Origin of the sequence: Pusillimonas sp. (genome assembly GCF_044464525.1) — a bacterium.
Classification (GTDB): domain Bacteria; phylum Pseudomonadota; class Gammaproteobacteria; order Burkholderiales; family Burkholderiaceae_B; genus Pusillimonas.
Window position 1 is genome coordinate 28,330 of sequence record NZ_JBIQLE010000019.1, and the last position, 18,534, is coordinate 46,863.

Below are 18,534 nucleotides of genomic sequence, written 5' to 3' on the forward strand. Positions count from 1 at the left end.
ATGTCCAGTGTCCGGCCCGGCATCGGCGTCATCGTCCATCCCAAGCATCTCAAGACTTTTGCGGCGGTATGCCACGAGGGCAGCATGAAGCGGGCCGGAGAAAGCCTGCGCCGTTCGCGGTCCGCGGTTTCGTACTCCATCGAAGAGCTCGAGCGCGACATCGGCGGCAATCTGTTCGAGCGGCATGAGCGAGGCATGCTGCTCACCGAGATCGGCACGGTGCTGCTGCGCCGTGTCGAAGCGGCTTTCGCCGAGATGGGCCGGGCGCGCCAGGCGCTGGAGGACATGGCCGAGGTGCAGGGCGTCAAGCTGCTCAATGCGCCGATATTCACCTTGTCCGTGGGCAAGCGGCGCCTGGAGGTCTTGCTGGCGTTCGCCGACCTGATGCACATGGGAGCGGTGGCGGGCAAGCTGGGTATTTCCCAGCCCGCCGTCAGCCTGGCGGTGAACGAGCTCGACCTTAGCACCGGTTTGCCCTTGTTCCATCGCTCTGACGGCAACACGCGGCTGACTCCAGCCGGCGAGACCCTGCTTTTGCATCTCAAGCGCGCGCTGGCCGAACTGCGCCACGCCGGCGCCGAGATCACCCTGCTCAGCGGCAGGGTCGAAGGCAAGGTCATTGTGGGCGCGCTGCCTTTCGGCGGCGCGCAGATTTTGCCGGTGTCGATTGCGCGGTTGCTGCACAAGCATCCTGGCCTGCACATCGCCACGGTCGAGGGTTCGTTCGAGAATCTGGCGGCCGGCCTGTGGTGCGGGGACATCGACCTGGTGGTCGGGGCCCTGCAGCCGGTGGGGCAGTACACCACCCTGGTGTGCGAAAAGCTGTTCGACGACTGGATATCCATCATCGCCCGCGCGGGGCATCCGCTGGCGCAAAAGCCCAATGTGGGCCTGGACGAAGTGCTGGAGGCTTCATGGGTGCTGCCTTCCGAAGGCACCCCCACCCGCGCGGCGCTGACGGCGGTGCTGGATACCCATCATCTGCCGCATCCCCGGGTCACGGTCGAGACTTCCGACCCGTCGACCATACGCGGGCTGCTGTGCGAGAGCGACCTGATCACCGCCGCCGCGCAGCGTATCTTCCATCATGACATCCAGACCGGCGCGCTGGTGCGCCTGCCCGTCGTGTCCAGCGCCGTGTACCGTTCAATCGGCATCATCCGCAGGGCCCCCGAGCGGTCTTCGCCCGGCGCGCGGCTGTTGATGGACGAATTGCGCGCCGTGGGGCGCTCTCCGACCGATTGGGAATAGCCGGGGCGCCGCTTCAAGCGCGTTGCGCGGTGGCCCTGGGCGGTGCGTCAGGCCGCGCCCGGAAAGCGCTTGGCAATGGCCTGGACGAGACGGCGGGCGGCTTCGGTCTTGCTTAGTCTGGGCAGTTCTTCTACGCCCTGGTCGTCGAACAGCACGAATGCGGTGGTGTCGCCTCCCATCGACTCCTGGGCCAGGTTGCCCACCAGCAGCGGAACATTCTTGCGTTGGCGCTTGGCTTGGGCGTTGTCGCGCAGGTTCTCGGTTTCGGCCGCGAAACCCACGCACCACGGCCCTTTGGGTGTGTGCGCGACCTCGGCGAGAATATCCGGGTTCGGCGCGAACTGGAGTTCGGGCGGCTGGTCAGAGGCCGTCTTCTTGAGCTTGTTGTCGCTGGCGTTTACGACATGCCAATCAGCCACGGCAGCGACGGCGATGAAGATATCCGTGTCCCGTAGGTTGCCCATGACCGCCGCATGCATCTGCGCTGCGCTTTCGACGTCGATGCGGGACACGCCGTAGGGCGAGGGCAGGGCGGTGGGCCCGGAGACCAGGACCACCTGCGCGCCCGCCTCATGGGCGGCCTGGGCGATGGCATAGCCGGTCTTGCCCGACGAGCGGTTGGTGATGACACGCACCGGATCGATTTTTTCGGAAGTAGGGCCGGCGGTGATAAGTACGCGCCGTCCGGCCAGCGGCTTGGGTTGTGCGAAGGCAATGATTTCGCGCAGAAGCTGGTCGGGCTCCAGCATGCGCCCATCGCCCACTTCGCCGCAAGCCTGTTCACCGCTGCCTGGCCCCAGTATGTGTACACCGTCCAGTCGTAGCTGGCGCACGTTGCGTTGCGTGGCGGGATGCTCCCACATCTCGCGGTTCATGGCCGGAGCGACCAGCAAGGGGCAGCCTCCGCGCGCCAGGCATAGCGTTGACAATAAGTCGTTGGCCAGCCCATTGGCCAGCTTCGCCAGGAAATCGGCGCTGGCGGGCGCAATGATCACGGCGCGGGCTTCTCGAGTAAGGTTGATATGCGCCATGCTGTTGGGAACGCGGCTGTCCCAGGCATCGGTGTAGACGGGGCGGCCGGAAAGCGCCTGCATGGTGGTGGCCGTGATGAAATGCGAGGCGGCTTCGGTCATGACGACATCGATTGAGGCGCCATGGTCCTGCATGCGGCGCAGCAATTCGGCGCTTTTATAGCACGCGATTCCGCCTGTGAGGCCCAGTACGAAACGTTGTTGGTCGAGGTCGGGCATGGTGTCTTCCTGGAACTAGGCCGCCTTGCGTTGGCGATCGCGCCGTATGCGCAGGATCTCGTCGAGTATGAGCAGTGCGGCGCCGCAGGTGATGGCCATGTCGGCCACATTGAAGGCCGGGAAGTGCCAGCCGTTCCAGTGGAACAGCAGGAAATCGACGACGTGGCCATGCAGGATGCGGTCGATGAGGTTGCCCACCGCGCCGCCTAATATGAAGGTAAGCGATGCGCCAAACAGAAGCTGGCCCGGATGCCGCCGCAACAAGTGCAATATCAGGCCGATGGCTCCGACCGCAATGACAGTGAACAGCCAGCGTTGCCAGCCTTGCTCGGCGGCCAGGAAGCTGAAGGCGGCGCCAGGGTTGTACAACAGCGTGAAATCAAAAAACGGCAACACGGGCCAACGTTCTGCATATTGCATGTTGCCGTCGAAATAGACCTTGGTCAACTGGTCGAGCACCACAATCGCCAGGGCCCATGCCATCCAGATCCAGAATCGCCTGGGGAATAAAGGCGCGCGCCCGGGCGTGCCGGCGGACGGCTGTTCGTCAGGCATGACGGCGAACCTCGCCTGTTGAAAACAGGTTGCTGACGCAGCGGCCGCATATTGTGGGATGCTGCTCGTCAAGCCCCACGTCTTCGCGGTGATGCCAGCAGCGCTCGCATTTTGCGTGTTCGGTGGCGGCGACTTCGATGCCTGGCTCGCCAGGTGCGCGGTGCACTTGCGCACGCGAGACGATCAGCACGAAGCGCAGGTCATCCTGCAGCGACGCCAGAAGGTCGTAATCGTCGCCGTCGGCATATAGGTCGATTTCGGCATCCAGCGACGAGCCGATCTTGCCGGCGGTACGCACTTCTTCGATGCGCCGCATCACCTCGGCGCGGATGGCGCGCAGCCGGTTCCACTTCTCGCACAGGGCTGAAGCGTCGACCTGGTCGGGCAGGGCATGGAACAGCTCGGTGAATATGGTGGCGGCCTTGTCCCGGTGCAGATCCTTCCAGGCCTCTTCGGCGGTAAAGGACAAGATCGGCGCCATGAGCTTGAGCAAGGCGTGGGTGATATGGAACACAGCCGTCTGGGCCGAGCGCCTTGCCAGGCTGTCTCGGCCCGCAGTGTAGAGCCTGTCCTTCAGGACGTCCAGATAGAAGGCGCCCAGGTCTTCGGAACAGAATATCTGCATACGGGCGACGGCCGGATGAAACTCATAGCGCTTGTAATTTTCGAGAGTCTCGGCCTGCATGGTGGCCGTCATGGCCAGCGCATAGCGGTCTATCTCGAACATGGCGTCCAGGGCGACGGCATCGCGCGCCGCGTCGAAATCGCTTAAATTGCCCAGCAGGAATTTGAGCGTATTGCGTATGCGCCGGTAGCCCTCGACCACCCGCTTGAGAATTTCTTCAGAGATGGACAGCTCACCCGAATAATCGGTGGACGCCGTCCAAAGACGAAGAATCTCGGCTCCGAGCGTATCGGACACCTTCTGCGGCGCCACCACGTTGCCCACCGACTTGCTCATTTTGCGCCCTGAGCCGTCAACCACGAAACCGTGGGTGAGCAGGGCCTTGTAGGGCGGGCGCCCGTAAAGCATGCAGCTTGTCAGCAGCGAAGAGTGGAACCAGCCGCGGTGCTGGTCGGACCCTTCCAAGTAAAGGTCGGCCGGCCACTTGAGCAGGTCGCCGTGCGAGCCGTTGAACTCATTGCCCTGGCCGCCCAGTACGGTGGCGTGCGTGGTGCCCGAATCGAACCATACGTCGAGCGTGTCGCGGTTCTTTTCGTATTGATCAGCTTCATCGCCAAGCAAGTCGCGCGGGTCCAGCGATTGCCAGGCCTCGATGCCTTCTTTTTCGACCCGCTGGGCCACCTGTTCGAGCAGTTCTATGGTGCGCGGATGCAGCTCGCCGGTTTCCTTGTGTACGAAAAAGGCCATGGGCACGCCCCATTGGCGCTGGCGCGACAAGGTCCAGTCGGGACGGTTGGCGATCATGGCGTGCAGGCGGGCCCGGCCCCATGCCGGGTAGAACTGCGTCTGCTCGACGCCTTTGAGGGCCGCCTCGCGTAGCGTCTCGCCTTCCTTGGGCTGCCGGTCCATGCCGGCAAACCACTGGCTGGTGGCGCGATAGATGATCGGTGTCTTGTGCCGCCAGCAATGCATATAGCTGTGCGACAGTGTTTTTACATGCAACAGCGAGCCGGCCGCCTCGAGCGCCTTGACGATCTCGGGATTGGCCTTCCAGATGTGCTGTCCGCCGAACAGAGGCAGAGTCGAGGCGTAGACGCCGTCGCCCTTCACGGGGCTGATGATGTCTTCATCGCGCAGGCCATGCGCTTTGCACGACAGGAAGTCATCCACGCCGTAGGCGGGTGACGAATGGACCACGCCGGTGCCGGCATCCAGCGAGACGTAGTCGGCCAGGTAGATGGGCGCCGTGCGGCGATAGCCGGCATCCAGTTCGTAAAGCGGATGGCGGAATTCAAGATTGGCCAGGGCGGCGCCGGGAGCGGTCGCAATGATCTCGCCTTCAAGCTGCCATGTTTCGAGACAGCTTTCGACCAGGTCTTTGGCCAACAGCAGCACCGCGCCGCTTGCACGCGGTTGGGCCAGCTTGACCAGGGCGTATTCAAGCTCGGGGTGGACGTTGAGCGCCTGGTTGGCGGGCAGGGTCCAGGGCGTGGTCGTCCAGATGACGACGGCGCCGTCGTCGATGCTCTCCAGGCCGAAGGCGTGGGCCACTTTTCCAGGCTGATCGAAGCGAAAGGCGACGAAAACGGCGGGGTCCTTGCGGTCGGCGTATTCGACTTCGGCTTCGGCCAGGGCGGAACCGCAATCGAAACACCAGTTGACCGGCTTCAGGCCACGGAAGACGAAGCCCTTTTCCATGATGCGGGCCAGTACGCGAAGCTCGTTGGCCTCGTCGGCGTGATTCATGGTGAGGTAGGGGCGGTTCCAGTCACCCAGTACGCCCAGGCGCTTGAAATCGTTTTTCTGGCTTTCAATCTGCTCGAGCGCATAGGCGCGCGCTTTGGCCTGTACTTCTGCAACCGGCAGGTTCTTGCCGTATTTTTTCTCAATCTGTATCTCGATCGGCATGCCGTGGCAATCCCAGCCGGGCACGTACTGGGCATCAAAGCCGGACATATTGCGGCTTTTTACGATGATGTCCTTAAGAATTTTGTTGACCGCATGGCCGATGTGGATGTCGCCGTTGGCATAGGGCGGGCCGTCATGAAGCACGAATTTGGGTCGCCCCTGGCTGGCCTGCCGGATGGCTTCGTACACTTTGTTCTCTTCCCATTCGGCGACCCAGCGTGGTTCGCGCTTGGCAAGGTCGCCCCGCATCGGAAAGGGGGTTTCGGGCAGATTTAAAGTGTTTCTATAGTCCATGGAGCGCGAAATAATCTCGAGCGCTTTGCACATCGTTTTCGATGGCGGCGATCATTGCAGGAAGGTCGGGGAATTTTTCTTCGTCCCGGAGGTACTGAAGAAATTCGATTTGCGTGAGTTTACCGTATGCATCAACGTCCCGGTCCAGCAGATGGACCTCGAGCATGATGCGTCCGGAGTCGGAGATGGTGGGTCTTACACCAAGGCTGGCCACTCCGTTTAAAGGTTGTTCGGCCAATCCATGGGCCCGCACCACATAAACGCCCGAGCGCGCCGCGCATAGCGTGGGTACGCGAATGTTCAGCGTGGGAAAGCCCAGGCTGCGGCCAAGCTTTTGACCATGTATGACATGGCCGCTAATCCGGTAAGTATGACCCAGCAGGCGCTCTGCGCGCTCCAGGTTGCCTACGGCCAGTGCAGTGCGCACCTCAGAACTGGATATCCGGTAGCCATGTTCGTCAACGACGTCGGACAAGGTTTCGACAATGAAACCGTGGCGCCGTCCGGCCCGGCGCAGCAGGGCCACGTCGCCCATCCGCTTGTGGCCGTAGCGAAAATCCTCGCCCACCAGCAGCCATCGGGTCTGCAAGCCGCGAACCAGCAGCTGTTCGATGAAATCTTCGGCGGGCATGTCGGCAAGCTGCTGGTTGAAGCGCTGCAATACCAGCTGGCGAATCTGCAGTTTCTGCAGCGCCCAAGCCTTGTCTCGCAGGCTGCTGATCTGGGTGGGAATCAGTTCAGGGCGCTGCCCGCGCTGCGCGAAAAAGGCGCGCGGATGCGGCTGGAAGGTCATGACTGTGGGGACCAGGCTGCGCTGCGCGGCTTCGTGGACGACACGGCGGATAATGGCCTGGTGGCCACGATGGACCCCGTCCAGATTGCCGATGGTGACGGCGCTGGGGCTTTGGGTATCGTAGCGTGGGAGGCGGCGATAGATCTTGAAAGAAGGTTTCACATCCGAGAGTTTACAATTTTACGTTGCCTTACTCTGGAAAACGTCCTTGTCAGCGTCAAATTCTTCTTCCCGCCGCCGTTTTGTGGTGCTGGTTTCCGGCCGAGGCAGTAATATGCGGGCCATTGTGCAAACCGTGCGTGATCAGGCCTTGCCCGCCGAAGTGGCGGCTGTCGTGTCGAACTCACCCCAATCCCCGGCAATAGAGTGGGCCCGCGAACAGGGGTTGAAAACAGCGATCGTTCCCCATAAAGACTATGCCTCGCGCGAGCAGTTCGATGCGGCTCTGGCCGAGGCCATCGAGATTCATCGGCCCGACTACGTACTGCTGGCTGGCTTCATGCGTGTGTTGACCACTGGTTTCGTCGAACGTTTCAACGGCAGGCTGGTCAATATCCATCCCTCGTTGCTTCCCGCGTTTCCTGGGCTGCACACCCACCAGCAAGCCCTGGCCATGGGGGTGCAGTGGCATGGCTGCACGGTGCATTTCGTGACACCCGTGCTTGACCATGGACCCATCATCGCGCAAGGGGTCGTACCGGTGCTTGCGGGGGATACGCCTGACGAGCTGGCTCGTCGCCTTTTACGGCTCGAGCACAAAGTGTATTCGGAAGTGGTTGAATGGCTGGCTGCAGGCCGGGTTACGCTTGATGCCATGCAACGGGTGCACGTCGACGGCGTGGTTAGCCGTTCTTTCATTTTGCCGTCAGACGACGGCGGATGTTGATTCAAGGTAGATATGAACGCTTCAAGTAAAAACCGCCGAACGAGTTCGGCCCGGCCCTATGTCGTCGCGGCGGCGCGCATACACCAGGCGCAAGAAGTTTTGGGCGAGATCTTGCAATGGCAGTATCCCGCCGACGCGGTGTTGTCGCGCTGGCTAAGGGCCAACCCCAAGCTGGGCGCCCGTGACCGGGCCGAGCTCTCGAACGGCGTTTTTGACGTGTTGCGCCATTTGCGCCGCTATCGGCAGTTCGCCCAAAGCGGTTCCGGCGCGGCTGCGCGCCGGCTCGCCATTCTTGGCCTGAACACGGTTTTTGATCGCGCCAAGCTTGACGAGGCCCTGTCCGAGGAAGAAAGAGGCTGGCTTGACCATATTCAGCGCATCGATGTTAAAAGCCTGGCGCCCGAGGTGCGATGGAGCGTACCCGATTGGCTGATGCAACGCATGTCTGATCTGGACGACGCCGAGGCCCTCATAGAGGCCTTGAATCAGCCGGCGCCGCTCGATCTGCGCGTCAACTCTCTCAAAGCCGAGCGAGACACGATGCTGCAAACCCTGCGCGACGGCCCCGCAGCCAAGTTCGATCCCCAGCCCACACCGTATTCACCGTGGGGCATCCGTGTGCAGGGCAGGCCTCCGGTCAATCGCTGGCCTATGTTCGAGCGCGGGGAAATTGAGGTGCAGGACGAGGGCAGCCAGATTCTTACGGCGTTGGTGGGCCCGCGACGCGGCGAGATGATCATAGATTATTGTGCCGGAGCCGGCGGCAAAACCCTGCTTCTGGGGGCGCTGATGCGCTCCACGGGGCGCTTGTACGCATTTGATGTCTCGGCTGCGCGGTTGGCGCGGGCCAAGCCCCGTTTTGCGCGCAGCGGATTGTCCAACATCGTTCCGGTGGTCATCAGCCCCAACAACGATCAGCGTGTCCGGCGTCTGCGGGGCAAGGCGCATCGTGTTCTGGTGGATGCCCCGTGCAGCGGCCTGGGAACCCTGCGACGAAATCCCGACCTGAAATGGCGACAGCACCCGGAATCGGTGGTCGAATTGATGGAGCTACAGGCACGAATCTTGCGGCAGGCCGCAAGCTGTGTGGCGCCCGGAGGCAGGCTGGTGTACGCCACCTGCAGCGTGCTGCCTGAAGAGAACCAGCAGCAGGTGGAAGCGTTTCTTGCCGAAAACCCAGGTTTCGAGCTGCTGGATGCCAACGAAATCATTAAAGACCGTTGTAAGAACCTGACGCTTTCGGGGCCGTATTTGTCGATGCGGCCCGACCGGCATGGCACAGACGGCTTCTTTGCGGCGGCAATGCAGCGTACAAATGCATAGCTTGTGGGACAAGACAGGCGTTTCAGGCGGTTTCACCCCCTCTGATCCGCCCATGTCCTTGATTTATCTCAAAAACTAATTTGAAACTTTACTGTCAGAATAGACGCATGTACGTTAGAATCTACTGGATATTCAACTAGGGGCCCACAAGGCCTTACAAAGTGGTTATGGACACAATTATTTCTTTTCTGGCGGGTGGCTTGCTGCAGTATTCATGGTGGCAAGTGGCGCTCGTTACTTTGGCTCTCACCCACGTCACCATCCTGGGCGTTACGCTTTTCCTGCATCGCAGCCAAACGCACCGAGGTCTCGATCTGCATCCGGCCGTCATGCATTTCTTCCGGTTCTGGCTGTGGATGACCACGGGCATGGTCACCAAAGAATGGGTGGCCATCCACCGTAAGCATCACGCCAAGTGCGAACGCGAGGGCGATCCCCACTCGCCTATGGTTTACGGCATCGGCAAGGTGTTCTTCCGCGGCGCCGAGCTCTACCGCGACGAAGCCGCCAACGCCGAAACCCTAAAGCGTTTTGGCTACGGCACCCCCGACGACTGGCTCGAGCGCAATGTATATTCGCGCCACAGCTTGCTGGGCGTACTTATCATGCTGGGTATCGATGTCGCCCTGTTTGGCGTCCTGGGCCTTACCGTGTGGGCCATCCAGATGGCCTGGATTCCCTTCTGGGCCGCCGGTGTGGTCAACGGGCTGGGTCACTACGTGGGCTATCGCAACTACGCCAGCCCCGATACCAGCACCAACGTCTTCCCCTGGGGCATCATCATCGGCGGCGAAGAACTGCACAATAACCACCATGCCTACGGCACGTCGGCCAAGTTTTCGGCCAAATGGTGGGAATTCGACATCGGCTGGGGCTACATCAAGGTGCTCAGCTTCTTCCGCCTGGCCACGGTGCGCCGCGTGGCGCCCAAGCTCAAGCTCGAGCCCGCAGCCCAGTCGGTCAGCCTGAAAACGCTCGAGGGCGTCATCCAGCATCGCTACGAAATCCTGGCACGCTACACCGACGTCATCAAGAAAGCGGCTTCCGAAGAGCTTGCCAAGCTCAAGCCCTTGCGCAAGAAGGGAAGCACCGATTGCCGCTGGCGCCAGCTTAGCCGCATCCGGCACACCCTTGGCAACGCCGACGTCTCTCTCGAGCCCGCGCAGCGCGCCGAGCTCGACACGGTCCTGGCCCAAAGCCAGTCACTTTCCACGCTGGTGCAGATGCGCAGCGAGTTGATCCGGCTCTGGGAAAGCTCCAGCGCCACCAGCGAGCAATTGCGCAACGACCTTCAGGCCTGGTGCCAGCGCGCGCAGCAAAGCGGTATCGAAGGGCTCGAACAATTTGCCTATCGTCTGCGCCGCTATGCGGCATGATCGAGCAGCTTAACCCCGAACAAAAAGCCGCCGTCACCTTACCTCCACAGCATGCGCTGGTTCTGGCCGGCGCAGGCAGCGGCAAAACCCGTGTCCTGACCACACGCATGGCCTGGCTCATTCAAACGAGCCAGGCCAGCCCTTATGGCCTGCTGGCTGTCACCTTCACCAACAAATCGGCGCGCGAGATGCTTGCGCGGCTGTCCAGCCTGTTGCCGCTGGATACGCGTGGCTTATGGGTGGGCACCTTTCATGGCCTGTGCAACCGCATGTTGCGCGCCCATCATCGCGATGCCAATCTGCCCCAAACGTTCCAGATACTTGATTCGGCCGACCAACTGTCCGCTATCAAGCGCCTGATCAAGGGCGCGGGCATCGACGACGAGAAGTACCCTGCACGCGATGTGCAGCGCTTCATCAACGGCGCCAAAGAAGAAGGGCAGCGTCCCGACGCTGTGCCGGCAGACGATCCGCATCGCCGGCGCCTGGTCGAAATATATGCTTTGTATCAGGCTCAGTGCGAACGCGAAGGTGTCGTCGATTTTGCCGAATTGCTGTTGCGCGCCTACGAGCTGCTTCAGCGAAATGCTCCGGTACGCGAGCACTACCAGCGCCGGTTCCGGCACATTTTGGTGGACGAATTCCAGGATACCAACACTTTGCAATACCGTTGGCTGCAACTGCTGGCCGGCGGCGGAGCCAGCGTGTTCGCTGTGGGCGACGATGATCAGTCGATCTATGCATTCCGGGGCGCCAATGTGGGAAATATGGCGGATTTCGAGCGCGATTACGCGAAAGGCGCGGTCATCCGTCTCGAGCAGAACTACCGCTCTTATGGGCATATTCTTGATTCGGCCAATGCGCTTATTGCGCACAATAGCGCCCGCCTGGGCAAGAACCTCTGGACAGCCCAGGGCGAGGGCGAGCCCGTGCGTGTCATTGAGCAGCCTTCAGATCTCATGGAGGCGCAATGGGTGGTGGATGAGATCAAGGCGCTCATCAACGATGGCAGCTTGCGCCATGAAGTCGCCGTCTTGTACCGCAGCAATGCACAGTCGAGGGTAATCGAACATGCGCTGTTTTCGGCGGGAATCCCGTATAAAGTCTATGGCGGCTTGCGCTTTTTCGAGCGCCAGGAAGTCAAGCATGCACTTGCCTATCTGCGCCTGATGGACAATCCCCATGACGATACGTCATGGCTGAGGGTGGTCAATTTTCCAACTCGGGGCATAGGCGCGCGCTCTTTGGAACAACTGGCCGATATGGCCCGCGAGCGAGGCACGAGCTTGTTCGGGGCGGTGCCGTTCATGTCGGGCAAGGCAGGCAGCAACCTGGCGAAATTCGCCGAGCTGATCGCCGGCATGGCCCACGAGGCGCAAATTCTGTCGTTGCCCGAACTGATCGATCATGTGGTTCACCACAGCGGTCTAAGGGCGCATTATCAAGCCGAAAAAGAGGGTGCAGAGCGGCTGGAGAACTTGCAGGAACTCGTCAACGCGGCCACGGTGTTCTGCGTGGAAGAAACTATTGAAGGGCTGCCGGCCGGCCTGTTGATAGAGCGCCCCCTGACGTCCATGGCCGACATGGCCGTTTTGAATGAAGCCCTGTCGGCAGACGCTGTGGATGCTTCTGCGGCACAGCAGTCCGATCCGACGGCATCGGTTGCGCCTGGACGCGAAGGCAGTGAGGTTCCGGCATCGCCGGACACCGAGATTGCCATGTCTCCTTTGGCGGCATTCCTGTCGCATGCTTCACTTGAGGCGGGCGACAATCAGGCTCAGCCGGGCCAGGACGCTGTGCAATTGATGACAGTGCACGCGGCCAAGGGCCTGGAGTTCGATGCGGTGTTCATCACAGGCATCGAAGAGGGGCTCTTTCCCCACGAGAACAGTCTGCTGGAAGCGGCGGGGCTGGAAGAAGAACGCCGCCTCATGTATGTGGCCATTACGCGCGCCCGCGAGCGCCTGTACCTGACGCTATCGCAAAGCCGCATGCTGCATGGGCAAACGCGTTATGCAATGCGGTCGCGCTTTCTGGACGAGATTCCCGAGCAACACCTGAAGTGGCTCACTCCTCGCGAGGCAAAGACGATACCGAACGAGGCTTGGGGCCAGGCAGGGTGGCGCCGTTCTGATGCTTATGGTCGTCCCTCGGCCGGCACTATTTCTCCACGCGCGCCGCGTGGGGTGACCAGTGGCGTGTCGGTGGGAGACAAGCACTTCCGTATCGGGCAGGGCGTTCGCCATGCAAAGTTCGGCGAGGGAACGATTATCGGGCTCAGCGGCTCGGGGCAGGGTTCTCAGGCGCAGATTCAATTTCGCGAGGTGGGCACCAAGACCTTGGCATTGGGTGTGGCGAAGCTGGATGTGATTGCGGGCTGACCGTAGGTTCTTTAAACGGCGCGTGGCGGGCAGGTATTTTGGGCGCCGGAGAGCTACGGCCGGCTTTGCCGGCTACCCTCCCACACATTGGTTTCGAGGCGCTCGCAAAACTCGCGGCGTCGGACCTGCGGTCCGACAAGCGCGCCGCTCAAACAGTTGCGAGCTTGCATCCCCGAAACCAATATGTGCTCGGCTTGCTCTACGTCGCCCAAAATACCTGCCCGCCACGCACCTCGCTTTATTGTAATAGGTCGGATACCTTCTTCTTGGATTTGTCCACCACTTCTTTGCCACTGCTTCTTTCATTGATGGTGCCTCGCAAAAGGCTCGAGTCCATACCACGCTGTAGTTTCTGTGATGTGGGGCCCCACAGCGCAGGAACGCCTTAGAATCCAGCAGCTCACAGCGTCTTAACACCCAGCAGCCGCCCGCCATACATTGCAGGAGTGCTTTAGAAACCGGTACGGTAGCCGTCCAGGAATCCGGGCCTATAACAAGAACTCAAGTAACTAACAGCTGCCAACTACACCAAGCCTTCAAGCTCTTCCTGCAGCTCGAGCCATTGCTCTTCAAGCCCCTCCATCCGCTTCGTCAACTCACCATGCTCAGCCAATACGGAAGGTCTTTCATCGCGTCGCGAATCGGCGTAAAACTGCGGGTCGGCGATAAGGGTGTCGAGTTCGTCCAGGCGTAGACGGGCCTGTTCCATCTGGGTTTCCACTTTCTTGAGTGAGGTCTCAAGCGGCTTGCGCAGCTTGGAAAGCCGTTGGCGCTCCTCGGCGTCAAGGCGGCGTTGTGCCTTGCGGTCGATGGTCGCATCGCCGCCCGCCGCCGCCTGCGCCAGGTTGCGTGTCTCGGCTCTTTGGGCCGAGGCTCGTACGTTAAGCCACTCTCGATAGTCTTCGAGATCGCCGTCGAATTCCAACACCCCGCCATCTGCGACGATCCAAAAGCTGTCGACCGTCGTGCGCAACAGGTGGCGGTCGTGAGACACCATCAGCACGCTGCCTTCGAATTCCGCCAGCGCCGTGGCCAGCGCTTCACGCGTATCGACGTCGAGGTGGTTGCTGGGCTCGTCAAGCAGGAGCAGATTGGGCTTTTGCCAGACTATCAGCGATAAGGCCAGCCGCGCTTTCTCGCCGCCTGACATGGGTGCTACCAAACTGTTGACGCTGTCGCCGCTGAAGCCGAACCCGCCCAGGTAGTTGCGCAGTTCCTGCTCGCGAGTTTGCGGCGCCAGCCGCGCCAGGTGCTGCAGCGGCGTTTCGTCCAGCCGCAGCATGTCCAGTTGCTGCTGGGCGAAGTAGCCGATGTTCAAGCCTTTTGAGGCTTTGAGCTCGCCGGCCAGGGCGGGCAGATCGCCCGACAAGGTCTTGATCAGCGTACTTTTGCCCGCGCCGTTGACGCCCAACACGCCGATACGGCTGCCTGCGCGCAGCATCAGGGTGACGTCTTTCAGTACGACCCTGTCGGCCGCGTCAGCCGTGTCAGCCGCGGCGGCAGCGTAAGCGCTAGTGCCCGCAGGCTGGCCGGCGCCTGGGATGTCACTGCCGGCGCTGCCTTGATATCCCACCGAAACTTCACGCAGGCTCAGCAGCGGGTCGGGCATGCTTTGCGGGGCGGGAATGCGGATGTCGATGCCCGATTCCGCATGCAGGGGGGCCAGTTTTTCCATACGAGCCAGCGCCTTCACCCGGCTTTGCGCCTGCTTCGCCTTGGTGGCCTTTGCCTTGAAACGGTCGATGAAGCTTTGCAGGCGGGCCGTTTCCCGCGTCTGGCGCTCCCAGGCGATATGGGTTTGGCGCAAGCGCTCGGCACGCTGTGTCAGGAAGTCTTCGTATCCCCCCTTGTAGCGTACGAGCTTGCCCTGGTCGAAGTGCAGTATGGAACGCGCCACGGAATCGAGGAACTCGGTATCGTGCGAAATCAGCAGTACAGTGCCCTGGTATGAGGACAGCCAGCGCTCCAGCCACAGCATGGCATCCAGGTCGAGGTGGTTGGTGGGCTCGTCCAGCAGGAGCAGTTCGGAAGGGGCCATAAGCGCCCGTGCCAGCGCCACCCGCATCTGCCACCCACCGGAAAATTCGCCCACTGGGCGCATCCACTCATCCGGCGCAAACCCAAGGCCGGCCAGAAGCTGTTCGGCTCTGGAAGGGGCGCTCCAGGCGTCGGCTTCGATCAGCGCGGATTCAAGTTCGGCGATTCGATGCCCGTTGCTGTCGGGCGTGGCGGCGCGTTCGGCTTGCAGCGCGCGCAGATGCGTGTCGCCGTCGATGACGAATTCGCGCGCGGGCCGGTCTTGTGCGCCGATTTCTTGCTCGACACTGGCTATACGCCAGCCCTCGGGAATGGAAAGCGCGCCGGCATCCAACTCGAGCCGGCCTTGCAACAAGGCGAACAGGGTGGATTTTCCTGCACCATTCTTGCCCACGAAGCCAAGGCGCTCTCCGGGGTTGACGACAAAGTCTGCTTCTTGCAGCAATACCTTGACGCCGCGTCGCAGCGTCAGTCCAGTTGCTCGTATCACGACTCTAGCTGCTCCCGGGTCAGAAGCAGAATCTGATCCTCGGAGTTCGCGGTGCTTAGCCAAACGGGTTCAAGTTCGGGGAAAGCGGCAATGAAGTTTTCGTACTCGTGCCCGATCTCCAACACCAGGATGCCGTCGTCACTCATGAATTGGGGGGCATCGCGCAGCAGCCGGCGTACGATGTCCATGCCGTCGTCGCCGCCCGCCAAGGCCATGGTGGGTTCATGGCGGTATTCGGCGGGGAGGGATTCCATTGAACTGTTGTTGACGTAAGGCGGGTTGCAAACAATGACCTGGTACTGGCATTGAGGCAACTGGTCGAAGAGGTCGCTGCGATGCGTGGCGACACGGCCGTCCAGCCCGAACTGCTCGATGTTGAGGTCGGCTACCTCGAGTGCATGCTCGGACAGGTCAACGGCGTCGACTTGCGCATTGGGGAACGCCATGGCGGCAAGCACTGCCAAACAGCCCGAGCCCGTGCAAAGATCAAGCACGTAATCGACCCCGGCAGGGTCGGCTACCCAGGGTTGCAGTGCGTCCACCAGCAGTTCTGATATGGGCGAGCGCGGCACAATGACTCGTGAGTCCACCGCGAAGCGATGCCCCTGCAGCCAGGCTTCGCCCGTAAGGTAGGCAGCCGGCACGCGTTCGTTCAGGCGTCGCTCCATCATTTCCAGATAGCGTTTTTTTTCATCCGTCAGCACGCGCGCGTCCAGGAACGGGTCGAGCGTATCGAGCGGCAGGTGCAATACATGCAACAACAGGTAGACGGCTTCGTCCCAGGCATTATCGCTGCCGTGGCCAAATGAGAGCTGGGCCGCGTTGAAGCGGCTGACGGCGTAGCGAAGCAGGTCGCGGATGGTGTGTAGTTCTTGCAAGGCTGTTGCGTTCATGCGGTGTCTCCGTCGTCCAGCAGAAGATTCTCCAGTGTACGGCGGTAAATCTCTTTGAGGGGTTGCAGGGTGTCGATGCTGATGTGCTCGTTGGTCTGGTGAATGCTGGCGTTGATCGGCCCGAACTCCACGACCTGTTTGCAAAGCTTGGCGATGAAGCGCCCGTCGGAGGTGCCCCCCGTGGTGGACAACTCGGTTTCTATGCCTGTCTCGGCCAAAATGGCGGCGCTGATTGCGCGGCTGAGCTCGCCGCGAGGCGTCAGGAACGGTTCGCCGCTTAACGTCCAGGCCAGATCGTACTCGAGATTGCAGGCATCCAGCACTGCGCATACTCTTTGCTTGAGCATGTCGGGCGTACTTTCGGTTGAGAAGCGAAAATTGAAGTCGACGATCGCTTCACCCGGCACTACGTTGCTTGCGCCGGTGCCGGCATGCAGGTTGGATACCTGGAAAGTCGTTGCCGGGAAATACTGATTGCCGGCATCCCACGTTATGGCCGTAAGCTCGGACAACGCCGGGGCCATCAAATGAATGGCGTTGCGCGCCAGATGCGGATACGCCACATGCCCCTGCTTGCCCTTGATGAGCAAGCGCCCCGACAGCGAACCCCGTCGCCCGTTTTTAACCGTGTCGCCCAGGCGCGATGTTGAAGTCGGCTCACCCACGATGCAGTAGTCGGGAATCTCGTTGCGTGCTTGCAGCGTGTCGCAGACCTTCACCGTGCCGTTGACCGATGGGCCTTCTTCATCCGATGTGATCAGCAGGGCTATCGAACCACGATGGTCCGGATGCGCGGCAATGAATTCTTCGGCGGCCACGGTAAAGGCCGCGATCGAGCTTTTCATATCGGCCGAGCCGCGGCCATATAGTTGGCCGTCGCGCTCGGTGGGAACGAAAGGATCGCTATGCCATTTTTCTATCGGCCCCGTGGGAACGACGTCGGTGTGGCCCGCAAACACCAGCAAGGGTGCGGTGTCGCCGCGTCGTAGCCAGAGGTTGGATACGTCCTCGAATGGCATGGGTTCCGCCTGGAAGCCGACCGGCGCCAGGCGCTCGGCCAGTAGCGCCTGGCAACCTGCATCGTCGGGCGTGATAGAGGGCCGGCTGATCAGCGCTTCGGCCAGGGCGCGTACGGGGCAGTCTGGCATCAGGCTCTCAGCAAATCGTTGATACTGGTCTTGGAACGGGTCTGGGCGTCAACCCGCTTGACGATGACAGCGCATGCCAAGCTGTATGATCCGTCAGGCGCGGGCAAAGACCCGGGCACCACCACCGATCCGGCCGGCACTCGTCCGTAGCTGATGTTTCCGGTGGCCCGGTCGTATATCTTGGTGCTTTGCGACAGGAAGACGCCCATGGCAAGTACAGAGTTTTCTTCCACAATGACGCCCTCGACAACCTCCGAGCGCGCGCCGATGAAGCAATTGTCTTCGATGATGGTGGGGTTGGCCTGCAAGGGCTCGAGCACGCCGCCGATGCCAACGCCTCCGGAAAGGTGCACATTGCGGCCAATCTGGGCGCATGAGCCCACTGTGGCCCAGGTGTCGATCATGGCGCCATCGCCGACATGGGCGCCAATATTCACATAAGACGGCATCAGCACCACGTCGTTGCCTATGTAGGCGCCGCGGCGCGCGACGGCGGGCGGCACGACGCGAAATCCGGCCTGAGCGAAATCCTCAGCGGTGTAGTCGGCGAACTTCAGGTCGACCTTATCGTAGAACTGCATTGGCGCCTGTCCCATCGGGCGATTGGTGTGTAGCCGGAACGAAAGCAAGACCGCCATTTTTATCCATTGATGCGTAACCCATTGCCCTTCGATCTTCTCGGCCACGCGCAAGCTGCCGTCGTCCAGAGCTTTAATGATGCGCTCGACCGCCTCATGGATTTCTGTGTTTGCGTTGACGGGATCAATCGCGCTTCGATCGTTCCAGGCTCGTTCAATAATGCCTTGCTGTTCTGTAGTCATCGGATGCGTATGTGTATTGTGTGGATGGGGGGTGAATTAGGTACGGCCGGTGCAGGGGGATTGCGCCGATGAGCGCGCTGAGTAGCGGCCGGCCTTGGACAAAGGCAGCCGCGTGCGCCGGTGATTGGCGCCATCGTTCGAAAAAGACAGGGGACGGCCGTAGAAGGCGTGCAGGCGTGGTGGCATGAGCGTTTCGCCGAAGAGTCAGCGGGTGATTTTACCCCGTTGCGCGACAAGCCCTGTTGGTCACGTCAGGGATGGCTAACGCGGGGGGGTGTCACCAAACATCAGGACCAGAGATGGTTTGCTCCAGCCATGGAATATTGCTACACTTTCTGGCTTGCCTTTGAATGCGAACGTGGCGGAATTGGTAGACGCACCAGATTTAGGTTCTGGCGCCGAGAGGTGTGAGAGTTCGAGTCTCTCCGTTCGCACCATTTAAGGAATCGGCTCTACCCCACGGGGGAAGGGCGCCCATCAAACGCGGTGAATTGCACTGCGCC

The 18,534-nt window shown here is 61.2% G+C and carries 13 protein-coding genes and 1 tRNA gene; 6 read left to right on the forward strand and 8 right to left on the reverse strand.

Annotation, left to right across the window (positions count from 1 at the left end):
* Positions 1–1,251: a LysR family transcriptional regulator gene (locus ACIY1O_RS11640; protein ID WP_397475260.1), complete on the forward strand. Its 1,251-nt coding sequence runs from the start codon at positions 1–3 to the stop codon at positions 1,249–1,251.
* Positions 1,252–1,298: 47 nt separating this feature from the next.
* Here ACIY1O_RS11640 and coaBC read toward each other — a convergent pair whose 3' ends face one another.
* The 4 genes from coaBC to ACIY1O_RS11660 all read right to left on the reverse strand — a co-directional run bounded on the left by coaBC (position 1,299) and on the right by ACIY1O_RS11660 (position 6,838).
* Entirely contained in the window at positions 1,299–2,501 is a 1,203-nt protein-coding gene (gene coaBC, locus ACIY1O_RS11645; protein ID WP_397475261.1) for a bifunctional phosphopantothenoylcysteine decarboxylase/phosphopantothenate--cysteine ligase CoaBC, read from the reverse strand.
* A 15-nt stretch (positions 2,502–2,516) separates the two neighbouring features.
* On the reverse strand, positions 2,517–2,984 hold the full coding sequence (gene lspA / locus ACIY1O_RS11650) for a signal peptidase II (protein ID WP_397475288.1): 468 nt from the start codon (positions 2,982–2,984) through the stop codon (positions 2,517–2,519).
* 64 nt (positions 2,985–3,048) lie between these two features.
* Positions 3,049–5,883: an isoleucine--tRNA ligase gene (gene ileS, locus ACIY1O_RS11655; RefSeq protein WP_397475262.1), complete on the reverse strand. Its 2,835-nt coding sequence runs from the start codon at positions 5,881–5,883 to the stop codon at positions 3,049–3,051.
* A complete protein-coding gene (locus tag ACIY1O_RS11660; protein ID WP_397475263.1) occupies positions 5,873–6,838 on the reverse strand; it encodes a bifunctional riboflavin kinase/FAD synthetase in 966 nt (321 codons plus the stop codon). Before ACIY1O_RS11660 ends, ileS begins: the two co-directional genes overlap by 11 nt.
* Before the next feature lie 46 nt (positions 6,839–6,884).
* On the opposite strand from ACIY1O_RS11660, the gene purN reads away from it, so the two are divergent.
* The 4 genes from purN (at position 6,885) to ACIY1O_RS11680 (ending at position 12,642) form a co-directional block, all read left to right on the forward strand.
* On the forward strand, positions 6,885–7,562 hold the full coding sequence (gene purN / locus ACIY1O_RS11665; protein WP_397475264.1) for a phosphoribosylglycinamide formyltransferase: 678 nt from the start codon (positions 6,885–6,887) through the stop codon (positions 7,560–7,562).
* 12 nt (positions 7,563–7,574) lie between these two features.
* Entirely contained in the window at positions 7,575–8,885 is a 1,311-nt protein-coding gene (locus ACIY1O_RS11670; protein WP_397475265.1) for an RsmB/NOP family class I SAM-dependent RNA methyltransferase, read from the forward strand.
* Positions 8,886–9,052: 167 nt separating this feature from the next.
* On the forward strand, positions 9,053–10,261 hold the full coding sequence (locus ACIY1O_RS11675; protein WP_397475266.1) for a DesA family fatty acid desaturase: 1,209 nt from the start codon (positions 9,053–9,055) through the stop codon (positions 10,259–10,261).
* Positions 10,258–12,642, forward strand: a complete 2,385-nt coding sequence (locus tag ACIY1O_RS11680; RefSeq protein WP_397475267.1) for a UvrD-helicase domain-containing protein — start codon at positions 10,258–10,260, stop codon at positions 12,640–12,642. Before ACIY1O_RS11675 ends, ACIY1O_RS11680 begins: the two co-directional genes overlap by 4 nt.
* A 523-nt stretch (positions 12,643–13,165) precedes the next feature.
* On the opposite strand, the gene abc-f is transcribed toward ACIY1O_RS11680, so the two are convergent.
* The 4 genes from abc-f to dapD are packed head-to-tail and all read right to left on the reverse strand — an operon-like array spanning position 13,166 to position 18,031.
* Positions 13,166–15,169, reverse strand: coding sequence for a ribosomal protection-like ABC-F family protein (abc-f, locus tag ACIY1O_RS11685; protein ID WP_397475268.1), 2,004 nt, complete (start codon positions 15,167–15,169; stop codon positions 13,166–13,168).
* A complete protein-coding gene (prmB, locus tag ACIY1O_RS11690; RefSeq protein WP_397475269.1) occupies positions 15,166–16,062 on the reverse strand; it encodes a 50S ribosomal protein L3 N(5)-glutamine methyltransferase in 897 nt (298 codons plus the stop codon). Before prmB ends, abc-f begins: the two co-directional genes overlap by 4 nt.
* On the reverse strand, positions 16,059–17,210 hold the full coding sequence (gene dapE / locus ACIY1O_RS11695; RefSeq protein ID WP_397475270.1) for a succinyl-diaminopimelate desuccinylase: 1,152 nt from the start codon (positions 17,208–17,210) through the stop codon (positions 16,059–16,061). Before dapE ends, prmB begins: the two co-directional genes overlap by 4 nt.
* The gene (dapD, locus tag ACIY1O_RS11700) at positions 17,210–18,031 is read right to left on the reverse strand and encodes a 2,3,4,5-tetrahydropyridine-2,6-dicarboxylate N-succinyltransferase (protein ID WP_397475271.1); all 822 of its coding nucleotides are present in this window, start codon (positions 18,029–18,031) and stop codon (positions 17,210–17,212) included. Before dapD ends, dapE begins: the two co-directional genes overlap by 1 nt.
* A gap of 352 nt (positions 18,032–18,383) precedes the next feature.
* Between dapD and ACIY1O_RS11705 the strand changes: the two genes are divergently transcribed.
* Positions 18,384–18,468, forward strand: a tRNA-Leu gene (locus ACIY1O_RS11705).
* The last annotated feature ends 66 nt before the right edge of the window (positions 18,469–18,534 follow it).

Excerpts from the sequence above, each read along its gene's own strand:
- ACIY1O_RS11640 (WP_397475260.1), top strand. The coding sequence starts at position 1 with ATGTCCAGTGTCCGGCCCGGCATCGGCGTCATCGTCCATCCCAAGCAT.
- coaBC (WP_397475261.1), bottom strand. The coding sequence starts at position 2,501 with ATGCCCGACCTCGACCAACAACGTTTCGTACTGGGCCTCACAGGCGGA.
- lspA (WP_397475288.1), bottom strand. The coding sequence starts at position 2,984 with ATGGCATGGGCCCTGGCGATTGTGGTGCTCGACCAGTTGACCAAGGTC.
- ileS (WP_397475262.1), bottom strand. The coding sequence starts at position 5,883 with ATGGACTATAGAAACACTTTAAATCTGCCCGAAACCCCCTTTCCGATG.
- ACIY1O_RS11670 (WP_397475265.1), top strand. The coding sequence starts at position 7,575 with ATGAACGCTTCAAGTAAAAACCGCCGAACGAGTTCGGCCCGGCCCTAT.
- ACIY1O_RS11675 (WP_397475266.1), top strand. The coding sequence starts at position 9,053 with ATGGACACAATTATTTCTTTTCTGGCGGGTGGCTTGCTGCAGTATTCA.
- ACIY1O_RS11680 (WP_397475267.1), top strand. The coding sequence starts at position 10,258 with ATGATCGAGCAGCTTAACCCCGAACAAAAAGCCGCCGTCACCTTACCT.
- prmB (WP_397475269.1), bottom strand. The coding sequence starts at position 16,062 with ATGAACGCAACAGCCTTGCAAGAACTACACACCATCCGCGACCTGCTT.
- dapE (WP_397475270.1), bottom strand. The coding sequence starts at position 17,210 with ATGCCAGACTGCCCCGTACGCGCCCTGGCCGAAGCGCTGATCAGCCGG.
- dapD (WP_397475271.1), bottom strand. The coding sequence starts at position 18,031 with ATGACTACAGAACAGCAAGGCATTATTGAACGAGCCTGGAACGATCGA.